The organism is Mesorhizobium sp. B2-5-11 (assembly GCF_006440835.1).
Classification (GTDB): domain Bacteria; phylum Pseudomonadota; class Alphaproteobacteria; order Rhizobiales; family Rhizobiaceae; genus Mesorhizobium.
This window is the reverse complement of sequence record NZ_VFUK01000006.1, coordinates 1-22612: the sequence shown is the minus strand read 5'-3', so window position 1 is coordinate 22612 and position 22612 is coordinate 1. Positions and strand designations below refer to the sequence as shown.

Sequence of the window (22612 nt, the reverse complement as noted above, 5' to 3'; positions counted from 1 at the left end):
CTCGCCTGAAACCTGTTCAGGCCTTGTTCTTGTTGTAGACGTCGAAGATCACGGCGCCGAGCAGCACCAGGCCCTTGACCACTTGCTGCCAGTCGACATTGACGCCCATGATCGACATGCCGTTGTTCATCACGCCCATGATAAAGCCGCCGACCACCGCGCCGATGACCTGACCGACGCCGCCCATCGCCGAGGCGCCGCCGATGAACACCGCGGCGATGACGTCGAGCTCGCTGCCGAGGCCTGCCGCCGGCACGGCCTGGCCAAGGCGTGCCGCGATGATCAGGCCGCCAAGCGCCGACAGCACGCCCATATTGACGAACACGTAAAGCGTCAGGCGCTCGGTCTTGATGCCCGACAGCTGCGCGGCCTTGGCATTGCCGCCCATCGCATAGATGCGGCGGCCGATCGTCATGCGCTTGGTGACGAAGACGAACAGCGAGATCAGCAGGCCCATGACGAGCAGCACCACCGGCAGGCCCCGATAGCTGGCGAACTGGTAGACCAGGAACAGCGCCAGCGCGCTGCCGACCAGCGTCTTGATGACGAACAGGGTAAAGGGCTCGGCCTCATAGCCGTGGCGTTCGCGTTTGCGTCGCGTCCGTAGCCCGAAATAGGCATAGGCCAGCACGGCGATCAGGCCCAGCACGATCGTCGTCATGTGCAGCGTCAGACCGCTGCCCATAATCGTCTTGCCGGCTGCATTCACCGTTGGCGGGATCAGCGTCAGCGGTCCGATGACATCTGGAATGAAGCCGGAGCTGAGCGCCTTGAACTCGGGCGGCAGCGGTCCGACCGAAGATCCGCCGCCGAGCAGCGCCTGGCATATGCCGCGGAAGATCAGCATGCCGGCCAGCGTCACGATGAAGCTCGGTATTCGATGGTAGGCGATCCAGTAGCCTTGCGCCGCGCCGATCAGGCCGCCAACGATCAGGCAGACGATGGAAACCACCAGCGGGTTGCTGAATATGCCGAGAGGCCAGATCACCATCATCATCGCCGCCAGCGCACCGATGAAGCCGGCCACGGACCCCACGCTGAGGTCGATATGGCCCGATACGATGACCAGCAGCATGCCGAGCGCCATCACGATGATGAAGGAGTTCTGCTGCACCAGATTGCTCAGGTTCACCGGCTTGAACAGCGTTCCCGAGGTGGTGAACTGGAAGAACACCATGATGGCGATCAGCGCCAGGATCAGGCCGTATTCGCGCAGGTTCGTCGCCAGCGCCGATACGGCGATGCGTGGACGCTGCCCTACATCTTCGGCGACGTTGCTTTGCGGGGCGGGGGCGCTTTCCGTGCTCATGCTGCTTTTCCTTCTCCCCGAACGATGGCGCGCATTATTCTTTCTTGGCTTGCGTCCGCCGCGGGCATTTCGCCGACGATGCGGCCTTCGTTCATGACATAGATGCGGTCGGTGATGCCGAGCAGTTCTGGCATTTCCGACGAGATGACCACGATCGCCTTACCTTCGGCCGCAAGGCGCGCGATGATCGTATAGATTTCATATTTGGCGCCGACATCGATGCCGCGCGTCGGCTCGTCCAGGATCAGCACTTCCGGGTCGGCGAACAGCCATTTCGACAGCACCACCTTCTGCTGGTTGCCGCCGGAAAGATTGCCGGTCATCTGATAGACGCTGGAGGCGCGGATGTTGGTCTGCTTGCGATAGTCGTTGGCGACGGCAAGCTCGCGCAAATCATCGATCACGCTGTGGCGCGACACGCCGCCGAGATTGGCCAGCGTAATGTTGTGCTTGATATGGTCGATGAGGTTGAGGCCGTAGGTCTTGCGATCCTCGGTCACATAGGCAATGCCGTGTTCGACCGCCCTGCTCACAGAGGAGACGTCGATCGGCTTGCCCTTGAGCAGCACCTCGCCGGTGATGCGGCGCCCATAGGAGCGGCCGAACAGGCTCATGGCGAATTCGGTTCGCCCGGCGCCCATCAGCCCGGCAATGCCGACCACCTCGCCCTTGCGCACATTGATGTCGATGCCCTTGATCACCTGCCGCTCGGCGTGGAGCGGGTGATAGACCGACCAGTTCTTCACCTCGAACACGACCTCGCCGATATCGGGCTCGCGCGGCGGGTAGCGGTCGTCGAGCGAACGGCCGACCATCGAGGTGATGATGCGGTCTTCCGAGATGTCCTTCCTGGACAGCGTCTCGATGGTTCGCCCGTCGCGGATGACGGTCACCTTGTCGGCGACCCGGTTCACCTCGTTGAGCTTGTGCGAGATCAGGATCGAGGTCATGCCTTGCCGCTTGAATTCGAGCAGAAGGTCGAGCAGCGCCTGGCTGTCCTTTTCGCTGAGCGACGCCGTCGGCTCGTCGAGGATCAGGAGCTTGACCTCCTTGCTCAGCGCCTTGGCGATCTCGACCAGCTGCTGCTTGCCGACACCGATATTGGTGATCAGCGTCTTGGGGTCCTCCTTGAGGCCCACCTTCTTCAGCAGGGCGCTGGTGCGCGCCTCGTTGGCATTCCAGTCGATGACGCCGTATCGGGCGTGTTCGTTGCCGAGGAAGATGTTTTCGGCGATCGACAGCATCGGCACCAGCGCAAGCTCCTGGTGGATGATGACGATGCCCTTGCGTTCGCTGTCATGAATGCCTTTGAACTGGCATTCCTGGCCCTGAAAGATGATCTGGCCGTCATAGGTGCCGGAGGGATAGACGCCCGACAGCACCTTCATGAGCGTCGATTTGCCGGCGCCGTTCTCGCCGACCACGGCGTGGATCTCGCCTTCCTCGACCCGAAGGTTGACGTTCGACAGCGCCTTGACGCCGGGAAACGTCTTGGTGATGTCCTGCATCTCCAAAATCGTCGAGGCCATGGGTAAAGTGCTCCTGCGAGACCCGCAACAATACCGGGGTCGCTGGTGAACGAAAAGGGGCCCTGCGTTGCGCAGGACCCCTGGCTATACAACCGAATTTACTTCAGTTCGTCGGCCTTGATGTAGCCGGAGTCGACGACCAGGGCCTGGTAGTTCGACTTGTCGACCTCATGCGGCGTCAGCAGGATCGAGGGAACGACCTTGACGTCGTTGTTGTAGGTCTTGGTGTCGAGGCCTTCCGGCTTGCCGCCCGAGAGCACCTTGTCGACGAGCTCGACGGTGGCCTTGGCCAGTTCGCGGGTGTCCTTGAACACGGTCGAGTACTGCTCGCCCGAGATGATCAGCTTCACCGAGGCGGTCTCGGCGTCCTGGCCGGTCACGATCGGCCACGGCTGGGCCTCCGTGCCGTAACCGACAGCGCGCAGCGAGGCGGTGATGCCGCGCGACAGGCCATCATAGGGCGACAGAACGCCATCGACGCGGCTGCCGTCCGAATAGTTGGCCGACAGCAGATTGTCCATGCGCGCCTGGGCGGTGGCGGCGAGCCAGCGCAGCGTGCCGACCTTGTCCATGCCGGTCTGGCCGGACTTGATCTTGATCGAACCGTCGTCGATCAGCGGCTGCAGGACGGAAATCGCACCATTGTAGAAGAAGAAGGCGTTGTTGTCGTCGGGTGAGCCGCCGAACAATTCGACGTTCCACGGCTTGGTATTCGGGAAGCGCTCCTTGAGGCCCTTGACCAGCGAATTCGCCTGGATCACGCCGACGCCGAAATTGTCGAACGTGGTGTAGTAGTCCACATTGGGCGTCTTCTTGATCAGGCGGTCATAGGCGACGACGACGACGCCGGCATCAGCGGCCTTCTGCAGCGCATCCGACAGGGTGGTGCCGTCGATCGAGGCGATGATCAGCGCCTTCGGACCCTTGGTGATTTCGTTTTCCAGCTGGCTGAGCTGGTTGGGGATGTCGTCCTGCGCATATTGCAGGTCGACCGTATAGCCCAAAGCCTCGAGCTGGGACTTGACGGCATCGCCGTCGTTGATCCAGCGCTGCGAGGTCTTGGTGGGCATCAGCACGCCGACGAGACCCTTGTCGGCGGCGTGCGCCGAATAGGTCATGGCAGCGATGCCAAGGGCCGCGACGGCGGCCAGCGTCTTGATGATCTTCACAATTACTCTCCCTGGTTGATGGACGCGACACCTCGGGGCTTCGCGGGCCGCGCAGGCGAGCAGGAGCGCAAGCGCCGCTGTCGTCTATCGATCTCCGGTATCCTCCCAATCGGCCCTGGGACTGATTTCAATCGACACGATTTTCCTCGTCATCGACTGGCACGCCCCAGGACGCGCGAAGGGTGTGTCCCTTTGCCATAACTGTCAAATGCGATCTTTGATGATTGCTATACCGAAACTGGTATACGTTGACGCTAAACTCAAGGGCATTGGGAGCGAAGGGAAATCAATGGCAACGTTGCGCAATCCTGGCGGGATTTCAGAAGGTTACGAGGTGCTCCCCGGTGACGGCGAGACCCTGCTGCGCAGCGGCCTCAGCCTGCGCCATATGCGCATGATCGTTGCACTGGACGATCACGGCCGGGTCAGTTCCGCCGCCCAGGTCATGAATATCTCACAGCCGGCGGCCTCGCGCATGATCGCCGAGATGGAAGCCGTGCTGGACGTCACGCTCTGCGAAAGGCTGCCGCGCGGCGTCACCTTGACGCCCTATGGCAAGGCGCTCGCCAGGCGCGCGCGCTCCATCCTTTTGGAGATGCGCGAGGTCGATCGCGAGATCTCCGAACTCAAGGCGGGCAAGGGCGGCTCGGTGTTCCTTGGTGCGGTGACGGCGCCCGCGATCGAGCTCGCGGTGCCGGCGATCCGCGAAATCCGCCGCATCTACCCGCGCATCGAGATCACCATGCAGGTCGAGACCTCCAACGTGCTGGCGCGCGAGTTGATCGCGTCGCGCCATGACTTCATCATCGCGCGCATCCCCGACGATCTCAACCCGCGGCTGTTCGAGTCCCGTGTGATCGGCGTCGAGAAAGCCTGCCTGATCGTGCGCCGGGGCCATCCGCTGACCGAGGGCAAGGCGGTGCGGTTGGAGGAGACCGCGGCCTATGACTGGGTTTTCCAGTCCGGCGGCTCGCCGCTGCGCCAGGCCATGGAGAGCAATTTCCTGAACCGCAACATCGCGCTGCCGGACCGCATCCTCAACACCAGTTCGCTGCTCCTGACCCTGGTCATGGTCGCGCACTCCGACGCCATCGCGCCGGTCTCGGTCCAGGTGGCGAAATTCATCCAGAATCCCGAAGGGCTGGCCGGCGCCATCGACGTCGTGCAGACCGAATTCGACATCGAGGTTCGGCCTTACAGCCTGATCACAGTGAAGAACCGTGCGCTGTCGCCGGCGGCGAAGATGCTGCATGATTTCATCCTGCGCGAAGTGGGGTGACCGGAACAAAAACCAGGTAAGTGCGTTCAAAGGCCAATCGGCGTTCGCGCCGGAGCTCGTTTTGAGCCGGGGAACGATGCGCCGATGATAAACAACTCGGGAGATTTTGATGGAACGTCGGTTGTTTCTTACTGGAATGCTTGGCGTCGCGGGGGCAGTTGCTTTTGCAGGCCTGGCCAGGCCTGGCAGAGCAGTTGCCGGGGTCCCGAACGGCAACGGAATCCTTGACGAACTCGATAAGGACGACCTCGACAGGGCTGATGCGGCCGTCTTCGAAGGAGACGATCAAGTCGAGGTGGAGCAGATCTCGCATCGCCGGTGGCATCGCCGGCACCGTCGTCATGGGCGCCGCCGCGCCTGGCGCAGGGTCTGCCGCAGCTATTGGCGCCGCGGTCGCCGCCATGTCCGCTGCTGGCGCAGGCGCGTCTGGGTCAGTGTTTGGCTCTAAAGCGATGCCGGGAAAACGGCTGGAGCGGTTTTCCCGGAATGCGTGCGAAACCGATAGTTGGAGCGGCTTGGCAAGGGTGCAAGCCCCTTGCTGCGCAGACTGGAGCGGGTAGCGGGAATCGAACCCGCGCGTTCAGCTTGGGAAGCTGACAGGCTACCATTACATCATACCCGCGCAGCAGCCTCGTTACCATGAGGGCTGGCCATCGGGCAATCGCAAAGCGGCTCACTTTCCACACGGTACCGTCCCAGCGACCGGCGCGCCGCATGCCGGTTCCGTCTGCTATCTCACTTTCGCGATCTCGGTGCCGGCTGCAAAGCTCGGCCAGTATCTCGAGATGGCGAGTGCTGCGCCCGCCGAAGAGAAGTGACCATAGTCGAAATAGAGAAATTGCTTGTTGCCGGCATCGGCATACGAGCAGCCTGCGGCGTCGCACAGATAGGTCAGCGGGTCTATGAAGTCAGCGCCTTTGACGAAGGGCAGAACCCGCTTGTTGATGTCCGGATCCATGGCCATCGGCCAGGACATGTTCGCGGCATCTCCTCGTCTTGCGAAGAAGGCGATTTTCTGGACGTCGGCGATGAATTCGGGAGACTGGCCGATGACGTAGACCTTGACGCCCATCTGGCGAAGCCGGTCGATCGTCTTCTGGAGACCGCCGAAGCCCCTGACCTCGTAGTCGGTCCATCGGCCACTCAGGATCACGGCCTGAATGTTGGCTTCGCGGATGATCGACATGGCCCGCTCGTTGAAGCTGGTACAGGCAGGTCGGGCATAGGAAAAATAGGTCAGGTCCGGGGGGCAGCCGGCATAGGTGTATTGGATGACGTTAGCCTGGATTTTCTGGGCGTTGGCTTCAAGTCCCGAGACATAGTGGGCGGCGAAGGAATCGCCCCACAACAGCACATTGGTGGCAAAGCCGCTCGTTCGGGTGCAGGCGGCAAGGTTCCAGTCCTCGATCCGGTTCGAGCCTTCGTTGAAGCAGATGCCGTTGCGCCAGTCGCCAACCTGGATCCGTTCCGTTGAAAAGTCCGGGAAGCGTTCCGGAAAACCGTTGCCGAGCGCCCCGGCCACGCCGCCGACGCAGAGCAGGACGATTGCCGTCGCGGAAAAGGCGAAGATAGGCAGCGGTGCGGTGTAGGCCCGTTTCCGCCGAAACGGCTGCTCGACATATTTCCACGAGAACGCCGCCAGGGCGAAGCTTGCCACGGTCATGGCGATGATCGTCGGCACGCCGATGGCTTTCAGCGAAACGTAATGGACGAAGGAATTGATCGGCCAATGAACGAGGTAGAGCGAATAGGAAATGAGGCCGATCCAGACCAGCGGCGGAAACTGCAACACCCGCGTGGCGATGGTTGCCGGCCCCTGTTCGCCCGCCCTTTCGTGGCCGGCATAGATGAGCAGCGCGGTGCCGATGCAGGGGAACAAGGCATTGTAGCCCGGAAAGGGGTCGCTCTCCGAAATCGTGACGAAGCCGAAGGCGACCATGGCAAAGCCGGCGAGGCCGATCAGTTCCATTGCCGGCTGGCTGGCAAGTGCCGGCGGCTTTCTCAGCATCAGCATGGCCCCCAGCGCCAGTTCCCAGATGCGCGTCGGCAACAGGTAGAAACCCGCCGTGGGCGCCATCGAGGTCGCCATGACCGCCAAGACGAAACTGCCGATCGCGATCGGCAGCAATATCGTCAGCCAGCGTTTCGAGGCATAGCGATAGATCAGGTACACCAGTATCGGCGCGAAGATGTAATATTGCTCTTCGACCGAGAGCGACCATGTGTGCAGCAGCGGCCGCAGCTCGGCGTCGATCGAGAAATAGTTCGTCGTCTTCCAGAAATAGATGTTCGACCAGAAGGTCGAGGCCGCGATGACGCTGAGGCTGAATTCGTGCAGGTCCGATGGCAAAAGGATGAACCAGGCGGCAGTGCCTGCGAGCACGATGACGAAGGTCAGCGCCGGCAGGATGCGCCGAGCGCGGCGCCAATAGAAGCGGCCGATCGAAAACTGGCCGCGTTCGAGATCGTCGAGCAGGCTGCCGCTGATCAGATAGCCCGATATGACGAAGAAGATGTCGACGCCGGTGAAGCCGCCTGGGATGGCGGACAAGCCGAAATGAAAGAGGACGACAGGCAGCACCGCTATGGCCCGCAGGCCGTCGATGTCGCGTCTGTAGTTCATGCGGCCGGTTCGCGCGCCATGGCCGGCGGCAGTCGTGGCGCACCCGGTTCACCGGCCCATGCGGCGGCATTGCCGCGATGCGAGAAAGCCTTGATTCTCGATCCCACTTTGTTCGTCCTCTCCGGTGCAATTTGCTGCACCGCAACATCGGTGTCAAGGCGAATGCTGGAGGGCCGAAGCCGGTTTGGGCTGGCGCCGCGGATCAGGCGCCGGGCAGGTAGATCACGGCGTATTCGTCCGCGTAGGCCCGCTTCCAGCCCAATTCCTCGAAGAAGGGAATGCGGGTGTCGCCGGCCGCCAGCAGCGCCCAGCCTATGGCGTATTTCTTCAGCCGGGCCTCGAGCAGTGGTTTGCCGTCACTGTGTCCGGTCGCGTCGTCGGTTTTCGTGAACCCGTCCAGGAACAGCTGGTCCGTCCTGCCGTCGATGTAGGTCTTGATCCCGTGGAAGATCAGCGTGCCGCCGAAATTGTAGGAATTCAGCACGTTGCCGGACAGGTGCTGATCCCTTGCGAAGGCGAGTGCTCCGCTGGCGGACGTCTTCGGGCTCGGCGCGATCTGTTGGACGCTGCCGAGGACCGAGACCGCGCCGATCAGCAGGACGGCCACCGCGCCTGAGATTGCGTAGTAATGCCTGGCGAAGAAATTTTCCAATCCGTCGCGCTTTTGCGCCAGCCAGGTCGCGGCTGAAAGTGCGGGATATTGCTGTGCGACCTCAGCCATGATCACCAGCGGAACCAGCAGGAAGAACAGATACATGAACCGCTGGTGACTGAGATAGGCATGCAGGGTGAAGAGGATGAACAGTGCCTTGGCCCAGCCGATCCGCAGCCGTGACACCAACAGCCCGAAAAGCGCCAGCAGCATCACGGCTTCCTTGACGAGCTCTTCCTGGGCGTTGAAGGGCCGCCACTCCAGGATAAGCGGCACCGCTTCATTGCCATAGGCGACGGTAAGCGTCGCCAGGATGGCCTTGACGCCATAGGGATGGACCAGGCTGACCACTGGGCAGAGCAGGCCGAACGCGACCCATTTCGCCAGGAGAACCGGTTTCGACAGGCCTATGCGCGACAGGAGATACAGACCGGCAAAGCCGGCGATGACGAAGCTCAAGGTGAATGTGGCATGCAGGTTCGCCCACAACACGACGAGCGCGAGCAGCCACGGGGATGGCGCTCTTTCCTCCTGCGCCGCGCGAAACAGCATTGCCGTCCAAATGACGATGATCGGCAAAGTGAAGACGTGGGGGCGCGCGGTATAGATCGGGGCGACAAGGAAAGCCGCGACGAAAGCCAGCACCACCGCTAACACCGGCTTCAGCCATGCGCTGAGGAACCATCCCATCAGGAAGACTGTCAGGCCGATCGTGGCGATGATCAGCGTGACGACGCCATTCCAGCCTCCGGCGTCATAGGCGAGGGCCAGAAGCACCTGCCCCAGCCATTCCTTGGCGATCCAGGGCTGGCCGGCGAAGGTATAGGAATAGGGATCGACAGTCGGAAATGTCCGGTTCGCCAGGAAATCCAGCCCAACCTTCACCTGCCACCAGCTGTCAGGATCCAGAAGGAGGGAGTTGGCATGCCTCATCAGCACGTAGGCAACGGTGCAGGCGCAGAAAAGACAGAACAACAGCCTGCTGCGCTGTGCGTCTTCGAGCGACGGCGTAGCCATCGCGATTGCCGTGGCTTGGTTCATGTCGCGGCCCCCGGCCATTTCGCGCTCGTTCCGGTCGAGAGGTCCGGTCGCGGCCGGTCGATCGTCGCCTTAGCCACGCGCGGCTCTCTTCACCATTTCCTGGAGGCGGTGGACAGGCAGGTCCTTGTTTTCGAGGGCCACATCGCTTCGCGAAACGATCTCGTTGACGAAATAGAGCGGCCGCCGCTTCGTCTCCATGTACATCCGGCCGAGATATTCGCCGAATATGCCGAGCACCAGAAGCTGAACACTGCCCAGGATCAGCATGATCGCGGCAAGGCTGGTCCAGCCCGGCAGCACGTTTCCCAGCGACCATTCGAGCAGCGTATAGCCGAGCACGACCATTCCCAGTGCGCCGGAAAGCATTCCCAGAAGCGAGGCAAACCGCAACGGCGCGATGGAAAAGCTGGTCATCGCATCGACAGCCAGGAGAACCATCTTCTTGAGCGGATAGTGGGTGGCGCCGGCGAAACGCCGTTGCCGCTCATAGGAAAAGGCGGCCTGTCTCAGCCCGATCCAGCTCACCATGCCGCGAATGAACCTGTAGCGCTCCGGCATGGCGTTCAGATGATCGAGGGCGCGGCGGCTCATCAGCCTGAAATCACCGGTGTCCGGCGCGATCTCGACGTCGACCATCCGGCGCAGCAGCCGGTAGAATATCGACGCGGAAGCCAGCTTGAACCAGCCTTCGCCATCACGCTTGGCCCTTTGACCGTAAACGACGTCGAAGCCTTCATCCATCTTCGCCATCATCGCGCCGAGCAGTTCAGGCGGATCCTGGAGATCGGCATCGAGAATGAGGATGCGCTGGCCCCGGCAGAACTCCAGCCCCGCGCTCAGCGCGATCTGGTGGCCATAGTTGCGGGCAAGGTCGATGGCGACGACATGGTCGTCCTTTTGCGCCAGTTCGAAAACGGCCTCGCGGGTGCCGTCGGTCGCCCCGTCGATGACGAGCACGATCTCGTAGGAAGGGTTTTGCGCCAGGCAAGCGGCGGTGACGCGTCGGTGAAGCTCAGCCACGCCGTCCCGCTCGTTATAGCACGGCACGACAACCGAAAGCATGACCGCGCGGCGCGCGCCGATTTTTTCCGCTTCCATCAAAGCCTGGCTCCCGCTCCAGGAATGGCAATAGCGGCAATTGGTTAGAAAACAGATAAGCCGGCCGCGATCAGCCGCCGCCGGCTGCTCGCCTGCCATGCGCCTATGGTCGCCGGCTTGGTACCAGGGCACGATCCGCGTTAACGAGTTCCTTCGGAGCCTTCGACGGTGCGCTGTTGACGGAGCCTTGAACGGATAAACCCGCCTGTGCGGCGGGTCCCTGGCGCAACTCAGCACCATAGCCAAATATCTACCATAGTTGCCCTCACCCCGTCAAGGAAAAAATTCCTATCATGAAAAGCCGGCGGCACCGCCGGACCGGCCGTCATAGGCTTTGTCAGCCAGGTTCAGAGCCTTGGCCCGCCCGGCTTGAAGCGGGGCGGCCAAGTGCGTATTTCTGATCCTGTCGCCGAATCGGGCGATCAGAGCCGGAGACAGGTCTTGTCCGCATTGACGCGCTTTCTCGGCGACACCCCGCTCAGGGTACTCCTGAAGTTGCTGGTGGTGTCGTTCCTCGTCGGCCTCGTCATGACCGCCTTCGGCTGGTCGCCGATGGACGTGCTCTATGGCATCCGCAAATTCTTCCTGGATCTCTGGAATCTGGGCTTCCATGCCATCGACCGCTTCCTGGGTTATATTCTGCTGGGTGCGGCGATCGTGGTTCCGGCGTTCATCCTGCTCAGAATCGCCAACTACAGGAAATAGCGGTCAGGCGTAGTCCGCCGCCGCCTCGAACAGAATGGCGTGGCGCGCCGCGAGCGCGGCTACGTCGGTAGAATAGCCGCCGCCGATGACGCCGCATAGCGCGATGCCGCGCGAGCGGAAGTGACCGATGACCATGGCGTCGCGGGCACGAAGCCCGTCGTTTGAAAGCGCCAGCCTGCCGAGCCGGTCCTCGACATGGACGTCGACGCCGGCATTGTAGAAAACGATGTCCCAGCGCGCATGAGCGGACAGCTCCGGCAAGATGGCGATCAGCCTTTCGAGATAGGCGGCATCGCCCGTGCCGTCGGGCAGTGCGACATCGAGGTCGGAGGCGATCTTGCGCGCGGGATAGTTGTGCTCGCCATGCATGGAGAAGGTGAACACGCGCGGATCGCCGGCCAGGATATCCGCCGTGCCGTCGCCCTGATGCACATCCAGATCGACCACGAGTATGTTCCGCGCCGCGCCTTCGGCGAGCAGCACCAGCGAAGCGACGGCGACGTCGTTGAAGGTGCAGAAGCCCGCGCCTTGCGCGCGCCGCGCATGATGGCTGCCGCCGGCGGTGTTGCAGGCGATGCCGTGGCGCAAGGCCAGCCGGGCCGCCAGTACGGTGCCGCCGGTGGCGAGTTGGGCGCGCAGCGAGACGCGTGGGCCGACCGGAAAGCCGATCTCGCGTTCGATCTTGTCCGGCACCGAACAGCTGATGACCTGGTCGACATAGTCGGCCGCATGGGCAAGCTTCAGCCATGGCGCCGGCGCCGCTTCCGGCATGCTGAGCGCCCCCTGCATGGCCAGTCCGCGTGCGCGCAAGGCTTCCATCAGCAGCGGATATTTGCTCATCGGAAAGCGATGGTTGACGGCGAAGCCGGCGTCGTAGTCGGGGTGATGGACGATCTGGAGGGACATGGACCGGATCCGGCGGCTCGCGCCAGACCGGAATTTCGGTTGGCCGCCATGGCAAGGATGGATTGCGCGGTGGCCGGAAAATGGGGCACACCGGCTGTTCGATCAAGCCGCAATCAGCAAGGCAGCAATTCTTTGGAGAAGGGTGCAATCCCAGCCGACGCCGGATCCCCAATCGTTCCCGGATCCTTTGTCGTCACCAACCGCACGGTGCTCGTCATCGCCGTGCCGATGACGCTCGCCTACCTGACGACGCCGCTGCTCGGCATGGTCGATACGGCTGTTGTCGGACAGCTCGGCGACGCCGCCTTGCTTGGCGGCCTGGCGGCAGGCGCACTGGTCTTCGACGTCGTCTTCACCACCTTCAATTTCCTGCGCTCCGGCACCACCGGTCTGGTCGCCCAGGCTTTCGGGCGCAACGACGCGCTGGAGGAACAGGCGGTGTTCTGGCGCGCGGTGCTGATCGCTGTTGTCGCCGGCATCGTGCTGGCGGCGCTTTCGCCGCTGATCGCGGCCGGCGGGCGGTGGTTCATGGATGCCGGGCCGCGCGTCAGCGAGGCGATGGGCGTCTATATCGGCATCAGATTGCTCGCGGCACCTTTCTCGCTTATCAACTACGCCATTCTCGGCTATGTCCTCGGCCGAGGCGAGGGCGGGCTCGGGTTGGTGCTGCAGCTGGTGCTGAACGGCATCAACATCGCGCTCTGCATCCTGCTTGGCCTGGAGCTTGGCTGGGGCGTCGCCGGCGTCGCATGGGCAACCGTCACCGGCGAATTCCTGGCCATGTTGCTTGGCCTCGCCATCGTCATCAGGCGGTTCAGGGCAAGCCCGCCCGTGCCACGCCAACGCCTGCTCGACATGAGCGCGTTCCTGCGCATGCTGTCGCTCAACCGCGATATCATGATCCGCTCGTTCTCGCTGCTTGCCGCCTTTGCGCTGTTCACCCGCCAGGGTGCGCAATTCGGCACGGTTACGCTGGCCGCCAACGCCGTGCTGATGAATTTTTTCCTCGTCGCAGGCTATTTCCTCGACGGTTTCGCCACCGCCGCGGAACAGCTCGCCGGCCGCGCCGTCGGTGCGCGGGCTGAGCACCCGTTCCGGCGCGCGGTGCGGTTGACCCTGTTCTGGGGTTTCGGATTGGCGGGCGCCGCAACCCTGGTGCTTCTGCTGGCCGGTGCCAATCTGGTTGCCGTCGTCACCACGTCGCAGGAAGTCCGCTCGGTGGCCGACACCTACCTGCCCTGGGCGGCCTTCACCGCACTGAGCGGCGTGCTGGCTTTCCAGATGGACGGCGTCTTCATCGGCGCGACCTGGTCGCGCGACATGCGCAACATGATGCTTTTGTCTTTCCTGGCCTTCGCCGCCGCGCTGATTACGCTGGCGCCTGCTTTCGGCAATCATGGCCTGTGGGCGGCATTGCATGTCTTCCTGCTGGTGCGTGGCCTCAGCCTGTTGGCCATCCTGCGGCTGCGGCTGCGGACGGCGTTCAGTTGAGCGGCCTTGAAGCCCATTGGTCGAGATGGCGGTCGCGCAAGTCGCTGATGGAGTTGAGCCGTTCCGTCTCGGCGAAACGCGCCATGCCGGCGACGATGCGCCCCGGCAACGCCGGCCCGGCATAGATCATGCCGGTGTAAAGCTGGACGAGATCGGCGCCTGCGCGGATCTTCTCCAGCGCAGTCTCGGCGGAGTTGACCCCACCCACGCCGATGATGGCCATGTCCGGCCCCAGCAGCCTGCGCATACGGGCCAGCACGATGGTCGAGCGCTCGAATAGCGGCCGGCCGGAAAGCCCGCCGGTCTCGCTTGCCGCGCCGCTGGAGCGTAGCGCCGGGCGAGAAATGGTGGTGTTGGAGACGATGATGCCGTCTATGGCCTTCTGGGTGACCTCGGCGGCGATGTCTTCCAGCTCGGCTTCGACCAGGTCCGGCGCAATCTTGAGAAACACCGGCGGCTGCCTTGCCGCCGCCGCGCGCGCGGCCATGACGCGCGACAGGAGCTCGCCAAGCTGTTCGCGCGCCTGCATGGTGCGCAGGCCGGGCGTATTGGGCGAGGAAATATTGACGGTGAGATAGCTGGCGTAAGGCGCGAAGCGGATGACACCGCGCTCATAGTCGTTGACGCGGTCGGCGCTGTCCTTGTTGGCGCCGATGTTGACGCCGACGATGCCGGAGCGCTCCTCGCGGCCGACCAGGCGTTTCTCGGCGGCCGCATGGCCTTCATTGTTGAAGCCGAGCCGGTTGATCACCGCTTCATCCGCCGGCAACCGGAAGATGCGCGGCTTCGGATTGCCAGGCTGCGGCAGCGGCGTCACCGTGCCGACCTCGGCAAAGCCGAAGCCGAGGCCGAGAAGCGCATCGGGCACCTCGGCATTCTTGTCATAACCGGCAGCCATGCCGAGCGGATTGGGAAAATCGAGGCCGCAGAGGCTGACCTTCAGCCGTGCGTCGCGCGCCGTCCGTGCGCCGACCGGCAGGCCGCAGCGCAGCGCCGCGATCGACAGGCCATGCGCGGTTTCCGGGTCGAACGTGAAGAGCAGCTTCTGGCCAATCCGGTCGAGCACGCTCATTCGGCCTCCAGCGCCGGGAACTGGTGGGTGCCGTCGGCGCCGAGCGGCAGCGGCCGAACCCACAGCACGGCTTTCAGGTCGAGCACGCCGTAGAGGTGCGGAAACAGCGCGCCGCCGCGGGAGGCCTCGTATTTTAGCGCATCGCCCAGGCTGGTCCCGTCGATGGCGACCAGCAGAAGCCCCGCCTGGCCGGCAAAATGTTTCGCCGCCGTCTCTTTGACCTGTGCCGCCGTGGAGAAATGGATGAAGCCGTCGGCGACATCGATCGGCGCTCCGGTGAAGCGGCCGTTCGCTTCGGCCTCGCGCCAGGGCCCTTCCGGGGTTATCTTGTAGATAATCTGAGACATGGTTGCGCTATAGTCCGAACCAGCCGTGCGGGGAAGGCCGTGCCAAGGATCTTCCCCATTTCCGGCGCAAACATGCGATATCTCAGGCTTTGGCCATGGAGGACAACATGCGTCTGCAGCACATCTTGATCCCCGCCGCGCTCGTTTCGCTGGTCGCGGCGTCCGCCTTTTCCGAGGAGACCGACCGCTATCGTCTGGAGAAATCCGCCAACGGCTATGTCCGCATGGACACGCAGACAGGCGCGATGTCGATCTGCGAGGAGCGCTCCGGCCAACTCGTCTGCAAGATGGCGGCCGATGAACGCGCTGCCTTCCAGGACGAGGTCGATCGCCTGCAAACTTCGATGAAAGCCATGGACGAGCGCGTCACCAGGCTCGAGAATTCGCTCTCGGCCCGCCTCGAATCGACATTGCCGAGCGAGGAGGATTTCAACAAGACGATGAGCTACATGGAGCGTTTCCTGAAGGGCTTCATGGGCATCGTCAAGGATATGGACAAGGACAGCGGCGACGGCGCCAAACCCAACTCGCAGAAGACCTGAAGACAGGCCGTCTGGGGAAATCCGGTGCGCCGGCTTTGCTGCTTGAAAACAGCGCGAAGCGCCTCATAATCGTTGCATCAGGTCCCGAGAAAACAGAAGACCATCAAGGGATCCGGGGAGGGATATTTGCCATCAGGCTATTCTTTCGTCATCGCCGACGATCACCCGCTGTTTCGCGGTGCGTTGCGCGAAGCGCTTGCCGGCATCGGCAATGTCACCGCTATTCACGAAGCCGGCGATTTCGAAAGCGCCAAGGCGCTGGTCGTGGCCAACGAGGAGGTCGATCTGGTGCTGCTCGACCTGTCGATGCCGGGCGCGAGCGGCCTTTCCGGCCTGATCTCGTTGCGCGGCATCCATCCGGCGGCGCCGCTGGTGGTGGTCTCCGCCCATGACGACCCGGCGACCATCCGGCGCGCGCTCGACCTCGGCGCGTCCGGTTTCATCTCCAAATCGGCCAGCATGGAGGAAATCCGCGACGCCGTGCGATCGGTCCTTGCGGGCGATATCGCGGCACCGGCCGGCATCGATCTCGGTGTCGAGCGCGATCCCGAAATATCGGACCTGATCAAGCGCTTGCAGGCGCTCACGCCGCAGCAAACCCGCGTGCTCGGCATGCTGGCGGAAGGCCTTCTCAACAAGCAGATCGCCTATGAGCTCGGCGTCTCAGAGGCGACGATCAAGGCGCATGTCTCGGCGATATTGCAGAAGCTCGGCGTCGACAGCCGCACCCAGGCGGTGATCCTGCTGTCCAAGATCGGCAGCGATCCGCTGCAGCCGGTGAGCTGAGCGCCCGAACCTGGCGGATGGTTATGCGGATGTCGGCCCGGCGACCAGTTTTTCGGAAACGCCTCGCCCGTCGGCAGAGATAGAAGCCATGCCGATGCGATGGCCGACATGTTTTGCGCCTATCTCGAAGCCTGGGCGCCGTCGGCGGGGCCGAAATGAAGCAGATCTGACAGTTACTCCGCCGCCGGCGCCAGCGGCCTGACCCTGGCCATCATCGAGCGCAGCACGGCCGGTTTGAGCGGCTTGTTGATCACCGGGACGTCGAGCCCGGCCGCCGCCGTGCGTACCTCGTTGGAACGGTCGGCGGTGACCAGCACGGCGGGCAGGTCGTCGCCGTGGATCGCTCGCAGCCCGACGATGGCGTCGAGGCCGGTTTCGCCATCGAGATGATAGTCGGCAAGGACAATGTCCGGGCGGCGGATCGCGATATCCCGGTTCGTTGTGCCGGACACGGTCTCGACGGCGCAGCCCCAGCCTTCGAGCAGCAGCCGCATGCCTTCCAGGATGCGGGCGTCGTTGTCGATACACAGCACGCTCAGTCCGGACAGCGAAGCCGCCGCGCGGGCCGGCGCCCTGGTTTCAACCTCGCGTTTCGGTTCCTGCACGGCCGCCACCGGCAGGATGACGGAAAAGCGCGTGCCCTTGCCCGGATTGGAGAAAATACGGATCTCAAGCCTCAGCACCCGCGCGATGCGATCGACGATCGAAAGGCCGAGGCCGAGGCCTTCGGCCTCGCGCGCGCCTTCGTCCAGCCGGGTGAATTCGCGAAACACCGTGTTCAGCTTGTCGCCGGCAATGCCGATGCCAGTGTCGATCACCTGGATTTCCGCCAGTTCGCCGCGCCGCCGCACGCCAACCAGGATGCGGCCGTGACGTGTGTATTTGATGGCATTGGAAACGAGGTTCTGGATCAGGCGGCGCAACAGGTTGCGATCCGTCATCACTGTCAGCGACGAGGGCATGATCGTCAGCTTGAGTTGCTTTTCCGCGGCAAGCGGCCGGAAATCGTTGCCGATCTGGCGCAGCAATGCGTCTAGGTTGAAGGCCGTGTCGTCCGGTTTCATGGCACCGGCATCGAGGCGGGAAATGTCGAGCACGGCGCCCAGAATGGTCTCGACCGATTCCAGCGAGGAGTCGATGTTGACCGCGGCCTTGCCGGCCGGGCCCTTGCCGGCCTTTTCGATCAACGACGAGCAGTAGAGCCTGGCGGCGTTGAGCGGTTGAAGGATGTCGTGGCCGGCCGCGGCGAGGAAGCGCGTCTTGCCCAGATTGGCCTCCTCGGCAAGCATCTGCGCCTGCGCCAGTTCCTCGTTGACCCGGGTCAACTCCTCGTTGACCCTGGTCAGTTCGATGGTGCGGGTCTTCACCCGCTGTTCCAGCGACTCGTTCGCCCGCTTCAGCGCCAGGTCCTGCTCGACGCGGCCGGAAATGTCGGCATAGGTGGCGACGATGCCGCCGTCCGGCATCGGGTTGGAGCGCAGCTCCAGGATCCGGCCGCTGGTCTTCAGTTCCATCTGCCAGGGGCTGACGAAGCTGGTCAGCCGGTTGAGCATCGTCACCCGCTGGTCGGTCGGGATATCGCCGCGCTCCGCCAGATGGCGCAGGATCTGGTCGAGCGAGACGCCGACCTGGCCCATGTCGTCGGGCAGGTCGAACAGCTCGCGGTACTGGCGGTTCCAGCAGATCAGCCGGAAATCCCGGTCGAAGACGGTGATGCCCTGTTCCATCTGGTCGAGCGCGATCTGCAACAGGTCGCGGTTGTGTTGCAACGCTTCCGTGGCGTCGTCGAGCAGCCGGAAGGCATCCCTGGATTCGCGGTCGTGGCGGCGAAACAGCAGCGACAGGATCAGCCGCGCCGACGAAGAGCCGACGGCGCTGGCCAAAAGCTGCTCGGAAAAGCGGATGACGTCCATGCTGGCTTGCTCATTGCCATGCAGGATGACGTTGGTGGTCTTTTCGAAGGACTGGAACGACCGCTCGGTGCGCTGCACGCCGAGATAGCGCGCGATGGTGTCCTTCAGGTCGTTGACGGTGACGGCGGTGCGGAAACGGCGCAGGCTGGGCATCGGCCCGGCTTCGCGCGGCACGAAGATCGACGCCTGGATGCGCTCCAGCGGCACCGCGGCGCGCGACAGCGAGCCCAGCACGAAAAACAGTGCGTTGATCGACAGGCTCCACAGCACGCCGTGGTTCAACGGCTCCGCGACGGTGCCGAACAGCGCCTGCGGCCGCAGCGCCTCGAAGCCGAACAGGCCATGCACCAATATGCCGGTTTCGGGCGCGACGAGCGACGGCAACAGCAGCGTGTAGCCCCAGATCAGGATGCCGGCGACCATGCCGAGGGCCGCGCCCCTGCCATTGGCGCCGCGCCAGATCAGCCCGCCGATCAGCGCCGGCGCGAATTGCGCGATCGCCGCGAACGACATCAGGCCGATCGACGACAGCCGCGCGCTGTCGGTGCTCTCGCGGTAGTAGAGGAAGGCGATGAAAAGCATGATGAAGATCGATGCCCGCCGCACGTTGAGGATGAGCGTCGACCAGTCCTCGTTTTCGGAAGACGTCGTCCTCAGCAGCCGCCGCACGAACAGCGGGATGATGAGGTCGTTGGAGATCATGATCGACAGCGCCACGCTCTCGACGATGACCATGGCGGTGGCCGCCGACAGGCCGCCGATGAAGGCAGCCATGGCCAGGAAATCGTGACCGCCGAACAAGGGCAGCGACAGCACATATAGGTCGCTGCTCGTCTTCGTGCCGACCAGCGACAGTCCGGCGAAGGCGATCGGCAGCACGAACAGGTTGATCGCCACCAGATAGAGCGGAAACACCCATGTCGCGGTGCGCAGTTCCGCCTCGCTGCGGTTCTCGACGATGGTGACGTAGAATTGCCGGGGCAGAAGGATGATAGCGAAGCCACTCAGGCAGGTCAGCACCAGCCAGGTGGCGAGTGACGTCGAATAGCTCATCGCCTGCCGCACCTGGCCGTTTTCGGCCAGCTTGCCGAACATGTCGCCGGGCCCGCCGAAGATCAGGAAAGTGACCATCAGGCCGATCGCCAGGAAGGCGGCAAGCTTGACCACGGTTTCGACCGCCACCGCCAGCACCAGCCCGTCCTGGTGCTCGGTGGCGTCGGCGTGGCGCGTGCCGAACAGCACCGCGAACAGCGCCAGCAGCATGGCGACCACCAGCGAGATGTCGCTGACGAAAGGATCGAACGAGGGCGGCGAGCCGGTGTAATGCTCGACCATCAGGCTGACGGAACCGGAGATCGCCTTCAGCTGCAGCGCGATGTAGGGCACCGCGCCGATGGTCGCGATCAGCGTGGCGATGGCGGCCACGGTGAAGCTCTTGCCATAGCGCGCGCCGAGGAAGTCGGCGATCGAGGTGATCTTCTCGGTCTTGGCCAGCCGCACGAGACGGTTGAGCAAGGGAAAACCGAACACGAACACCAGCACCGGGCCGGTGTAGATGCCGAGGAACTCCAGGCCGCGCTCGGAAGACAGGCCGACAGAACCGAAAAACGTCCAGGAGGTGCAATAGATGGCCAGGCTGAGCGCGTAGATGAACGGACGTGCGCGACCGGGCCCGGAGCTGGCCGAGCGGCGGTCGCCAAGGCTGGCGATGGCGAATAGAAGCGTCACATAAGCGATCGCGATGACAACGATGAACAAGCCCTGCACGGCTCGCGCTTCCTCCCTGGCCGGCTCGACGCCCGCTCACCGCACGCAACCACAGCTTGGAAGCTGAGTCCATCGGCGCATGGACGTCTGATGATGCGGGTAAAAACAAACCGGTGCCTTGGCCCTTTTTCCGGTTTTGCAACCGGAGGTTTTTGCTATTGTGGGCTTGGCCGGCGCTGGAGAATGCGGCCGATCATGGCAAGGAGGGTCGAAATGCTGAAAGAATTCCAGGAATTCATTTCCAAGGGCAATGTGATGGACCTGGCCGTCGGCGTCATCATCGGCGCTGCTTTCGGCAGGATCGTCGATTCCCTTGTCAACGACATCATCATGCCGATCGTGGGCGCGATTTTCGGTGGGTTGGACTTCAACAACTACTTCTTCGGACTGTCCTCGAACGTCCACTCGGGCACGCTGGCGGAGGCAAAGAAAGAGGGCGCCGTCTTCGCCTATGGCAGCTTCATCACCGTCGTGCTGAACTTTCTCATCCTCGCATTCATCATCTTCTTGATGGTCAAGGCGGTGAACAACCTGCGCAGGCGCCTGGAGGCCGAAAAGCCCGCGCCTGCCGCCGCGCCGCCGCCTGCCGATGTGCAGCTTCTGACCGAAATCCGCGATCTGCTCGCCAGGAGATAAAGACATCAGGTTTTTCTGGACCAAAACCCCGGTCGTTCACCGCCGGGGTTTTTTGCTTTTGCCCGTAGTAGAACAGCCGGCATGCTATCCCTGTTCGAACGGACCTGCCCATGACCCTGATCCAGAACCTGCGCCCCGAGGCCCTGGCTGCGCCTGAAAGCGGTATCGTCGCCGTCGTCAACTATGGCAGGCTGCGCGACGGCTTGATCCCGCTCTGGGCCGGCGAGGGCGATCTGCCGACGCCGTCCTTCATCACCGATGCCGCGTCGAAGGCGCTGGCCGGTGGCGAGACGTTCTACACCTGGCAGAGGGGCATCCCCGATCTCAGGCAGGCGCTTGCCCGCTATTACCAGAGGCATTTCGGCAAACACTTCGCCGAGGACGAATTCATCGTCACCGGCTCGGGCATGCATGCGATCCAGCTTGCGCTCGACGCGCTCGCCGGTGCCGGCGACGAGGTGATCTATCTGTCGCCCGCCTGGCCGAATTTCGACGCCGCCGCCGCCATCGCCGGTGCAGTGCCGGTGCCGGTCACGCTCGATCAATCCGGCAATGGCTGGTCGTGCGACGTCGAGAAGATCGCGGCCGCCATCACGCCCAGGACCAGGGCGCTGTTCGTCAACACGCCGTCCAATCCGACCGGCTGGACCGCCGACCATGAGACTTTGCGCGCCATTCTCGATCTCGCCCGGGCAAATGGCCTTTGGATCATCGCCGACGAGATCTATTCGCTGTTCCACTATGGCCAAGGCCGCGCGCCGTCCTTCCTCGACATCGCGACCGCAGAGGACCGCATCCTGTTCGTGAACAGCTTCTCCAAGAACTGGGCGATGACCGGCTGGCGCGTCGGCTGGATCAAGACCCATCCGAGCTTGCAGCAGGTGTTCGAGAACCTGATCCAGTATTCGAATTCAGGTGTCGCCCAGTTCATGCAGCGCGGCGCGGTCGCGGCGCTCGATGAAGGCGATGTCTTCGTCGCCGGACAGGTGGAGAGGGCAAGAAAGGCGCGCGATCTGGTCTGCGGCATTCTCGGCGCCACCGACCGCGCCCGGTTCACTGTGCCGCAAGGTGCTTTCTATCTGTTCTTCAGGGTGGACGGCATTACCGATTCGCGCAGCGCCGCCTTCGAGATCGTCGACAAGGCCAATGTCGGCCTGGCGCCGGGCACGGCTTTCGGCCCGGGCGGCGAAGCCTTCCTCAGGCTGTGCTTCCACCGCCGCCTCGACCAGCTCGAGGAGGCGGCGCACCGGCTTGCGAAGTGGATGACAGCTGTTTGAGAGATTGACGAAGCCCGAATTGAAAGTCGCTCCGGCGCGCCAGATGGCCGCCGGAGTGGAGTTTCAAACGGCTTTCAGCCGCCTGACTTGGGCACCAGCAGGGGAATGATCCGGTCGGTCTTGGCCACGGAAGGTCGTCCTGCTGAACCATAGGAAATGCCGAGCGCGTCCCAGGTCTCGACCAGGGCGTCCTGCAGCTCGGCGATCAGCGCATCCGAATGGAACGGCGTCGGCGTGATGCGCAGCCGCTCCGTGCCGCGCGGCACGGTCGGATAGTTGATCGGCTGGATGTAGATGCCGTGCACGCCGAGCAGCCGGTCGCTTGCCATCTTGCAAAGCTCGGGGTCGCCAACCAGCACTGGCACGATGTGGGTCGCCGATTCCATCACCGGGAGGCCGGCGGCGGAGAGGATCTGCTTGGTCCGCGTCGCCTGCTGCTGCTGGGCGTCACGCTCGGCCTGCGAGCGCTT

General features: G+C 63.4%; 19 protein-coding genes and 1 tRNA gene. 7 read left to right on the top strand and 13 right to left on the bottom strand.

Annotation, left to right across the window (positions count from 1 at the left end; translation table 11 throughout):
* Positions 1 to 16 precede the first annotated feature (16 nt).
* The 3 genes from mmsB to chvE all read right to left on the bottom strand — a co-directional run bounded on the left by mmsB (position 17) and on the right by chvE (position 4007).
* Complete coding sequence (gene mmsB / locus FJ490_RS19370) at positions 17 to 1309, bottom strand: multiple monosaccharide ABC transporter permease (RefSeq protein ID WP_140496616.1); 1293 nt, start codon at positions 1307 to 1309, stop codon at positions 17 to 19.
* A complete protein-coding gene (gene mmsA / locus FJ490_RS19365) occupies positions 1306 to 2838 on the bottom strand; it encodes a multiple monosaccharide ABC transporter ATP-binding protein (protein ID WP_140496613.1) in 1533 nt (510 codons plus the stop codon). The genes mmsB and mmsA overlap by 4 nt, the downstream gene beginning before the upstream one ends.
* Positions 2839 to 2936: 98 nt before the next feature.
* Complete coding sequence (chvE, locus tag FJ490_RS19360) at positions 2937 to 4007, bottom strand: multiple monosaccharide ABC transporter substrate-binding protein (RefSeq protein WP_140496611.1); 1071 nt, start codon at positions 4005 to 4007, stop codon at positions 2937 to 2939.
* 289 nt (positions 4008 to 4296) lie between these two features.
* On the opposite strand from chvE, the gene FJ490_RS19355 reads away from it, so the two are divergent.
* The gene (locus tag FJ490_RS19355) at positions 4297 to 5286 is read left to right on the top strand and encodes a LysR family transcriptional regulator (protein ID WP_140513261.1); all 990 of its coding nucleotides are present in this window, start codon (positions 4297 to 4299) and stop codon (positions 5284 to 5286) included.
* Here FJ490_RS19355 and FJ490_RS32740 read toward each other — a convergent pair.
* The 5 genes from FJ490_RS32740 to FJ490_RS19330 form a co-directional block, all read right to left on the bottom strand.
* On the bottom strand, positions 5264 to 5629 hold the full coding sequence (locus FJ490_RS32740; RefSeq protein WP_181165284.1) for a hypothetical protein: 366 nt from the start codon (positions 5627 to 5629) through the stop codon (positions 5264 to 5266). The two genes, FJ490_RS19355 and FJ490_RS32740, sit on opposite strands and share 23 nt — an antisense overlap.
* A 205-nt stretch (positions 5630 to 5834) precedes the next feature.
* Positions 5835 to 5908, bottom strand: a tRNA-Gly gene (locus FJ490_RS19345).
* Between the two features lie 108 nt (positions 5909 to 6016).
* Positions 6017 to 7909 carry an acyltransferase family protein gene (locus FJ490_RS19340; protein WP_140728887.1) on the bottom strand — a complete coding sequence of 631 codons (1893 nt, stop codon included), beginning with the start codon at positions 7907 to 7909 and terminating at the stop codon, positions 6017 to 6019.
* A gap of 202 nt (positions 7910 to 8111) precedes the next feature.
* On the bottom strand, positions 8112 to 9602 hold the full coding sequence (locus FJ490_RS19335; RefSeq protein ID WP_140728888.1) for a hypothetical protein: 1491 nt from the start codon (positions 9600 to 9602) through the stop codon (positions 8112 to 8114).
* 69 nt (positions 9603 to 9671) lie between these two features.
* The gene (locus tag FJ490_RS19330; protein WP_140728889.1) at positions 9672 to 10700 is read right to left on the bottom strand and encodes a glycosyltransferase family 2 protein; all 1029 of its coding nucleotides are present in this window, start codon (positions 10698 to 10700) and stop codon (positions 9672 to 9674) included.
* 441 nt (positions 10701 to 11141) lie between these two features.
* Here FJ490_RS19330 and FJ490_RS19325 point away from each other — a divergent pair, with 441 nt between their 5' ends.
* On the top strand, positions 11142 to 11405 hold the full coding sequence (locus tag FJ490_RS19325; RefSeq protein WP_140496599.1) for a DUF6460 domain-containing protein: 264 nt from the start codon (positions 11142 to 11144) through the stop codon (positions 11403 to 11405).
* Positions 11406 to 11408: 3 nt separating this feature from the next.
* Here the strand turns inward: FJ490_RS19325 and FJ490_RS19320 are convergent, their stop codons facing one another.
* Complete coding sequence (locus FJ490_RS19320; RefSeq protein WP_140496597.1) at positions 11409 to 12311, bottom strand: histone deacetylase; 903 nt, start codon at positions 12309 to 12311, stop codon at positions 11409 to 11411.
* A 228-nt stretch (positions 12312 to 12539) separates the two neighbouring features.
* On the opposite strand from FJ490_RS19320, the gene FJ490_RS19315 reads away from it, so the two are divergent.
* Positions 12540 to 13802, top strand: a complete 1263-nt coding sequence (locus tag FJ490_RS19315) for an MATE family efflux transporter (RefSeq protein WP_224518988.1) — start codon at positions 12540 to 12542, stop codon at positions 13800 to 13802.
* Here the strand turns inward: FJ490_RS19315 and FJ490_RS19310 are convergent.
* A complete protein-coding gene (locus FJ490_RS19310) occupies positions 13795 to 14874 on the bottom strand; it encodes a quinone-dependent dihydroorotate dehydrogenase (RefSeq protein WP_140728890.1) in 1080 nt (359 codons plus the stop codon). The two genes, FJ490_RS19315 and FJ490_RS19310, sit on opposite strands and share 8 nt — an antisense overlap.
* The gene (locus FJ490_RS19305; RefSeq protein ID WP_140496591.1) at positions 14871 to 15221 is read right to left on the bottom strand and encodes a DUF952 domain-containing protein; all 351 of its coding nucleotides are present in this window, start codon (positions 15219 to 15221) and stop codon (positions 14871 to 14873) included. Before FJ490_RS19305 ends, FJ490_RS19310 begins: the two co-directional genes overlap by 4 nt.
* A gap of 107 nt (positions 15222 to 15328) precedes the next feature.
* Here FJ490_RS19305 and FJ490_RS19300 point away from each other — a divergent pair, with 107 nt between their 5' ends.
* A complete protein-coding gene (locus tag FJ490_RS19300; RefSeq protein WP_140496589.1) occupies positions 15329 to 15763 on the top strand; it encodes a hypothetical protein in 435 nt (144 codons plus the stop codon).
* A gap of 126 nt (positions 15764 to 15889) precedes the next feature.
* Positions 15890 to 16549, top strand: a complete 660-nt coding sequence (locus FJ490_RS19295) for a response regulator transcription factor (RefSeq protein ID WP_140513279.1) — start codon at positions 15890 to 15892, stop codon at positions 16547 to 16549.
* Positions 16550 to 16722: 173 nt separating this feature from the next.
* On the opposite strand, the gene FJ490_RS19290 is transcribed toward FJ490_RS19295, so the two are convergent.
* Entirely contained in the window at positions 16723 to 20229 is a 3507-nt protein-coding gene (locus FJ490_RS19290) for a NahK/ErcS family hybrid sensor histidine kinase/response regulator (protein ID WP_140728891.1), read from the bottom strand.
* 213 nt (positions 20230 to 20442) lie between these two features.
* Between FJ490_RS19290 and mscL the strand changes: the two genes are divergently transcribed.
* Positions 20443 to 20865, top strand: a complete 423-nt coding sequence (mscL, locus tag FJ490_RS19285; protein ID WP_140496583.1) for a large conductance mechanosensitive channel protein MscL — start codon at positions 20443 to 20445, stop codon at positions 20863 to 20865.
* A gap of 110 nt (positions 20866 to 20975) precedes the next feature.
* Positions 20976 to 22142: a pyridoxal phosphate-dependent aminotransferase gene (locus FJ490_RS19280; RefSeq protein WP_140560858.1), complete on the top strand. Its 1167-nt coding sequence runs from the start codon at positions 20976 to 20978 to the stop codon at positions 22140 to 22142.
* A gap of 74 nt (positions 22143 to 22216) precedes the next feature.
* Here FJ490_RS19280 and FJ490_RS19275 read toward each other — a convergent pair.
* Positions 22217 to 22612, bottom strand: a 396-nt coding sequence (locus tag FJ490_RS19275) for an aminotransferase class I/II-fold pyridoxal phosphate-dependent enzyme (protein ID WP_140728892.1), incomplete at its 5' end; no start/stop codon positions are given.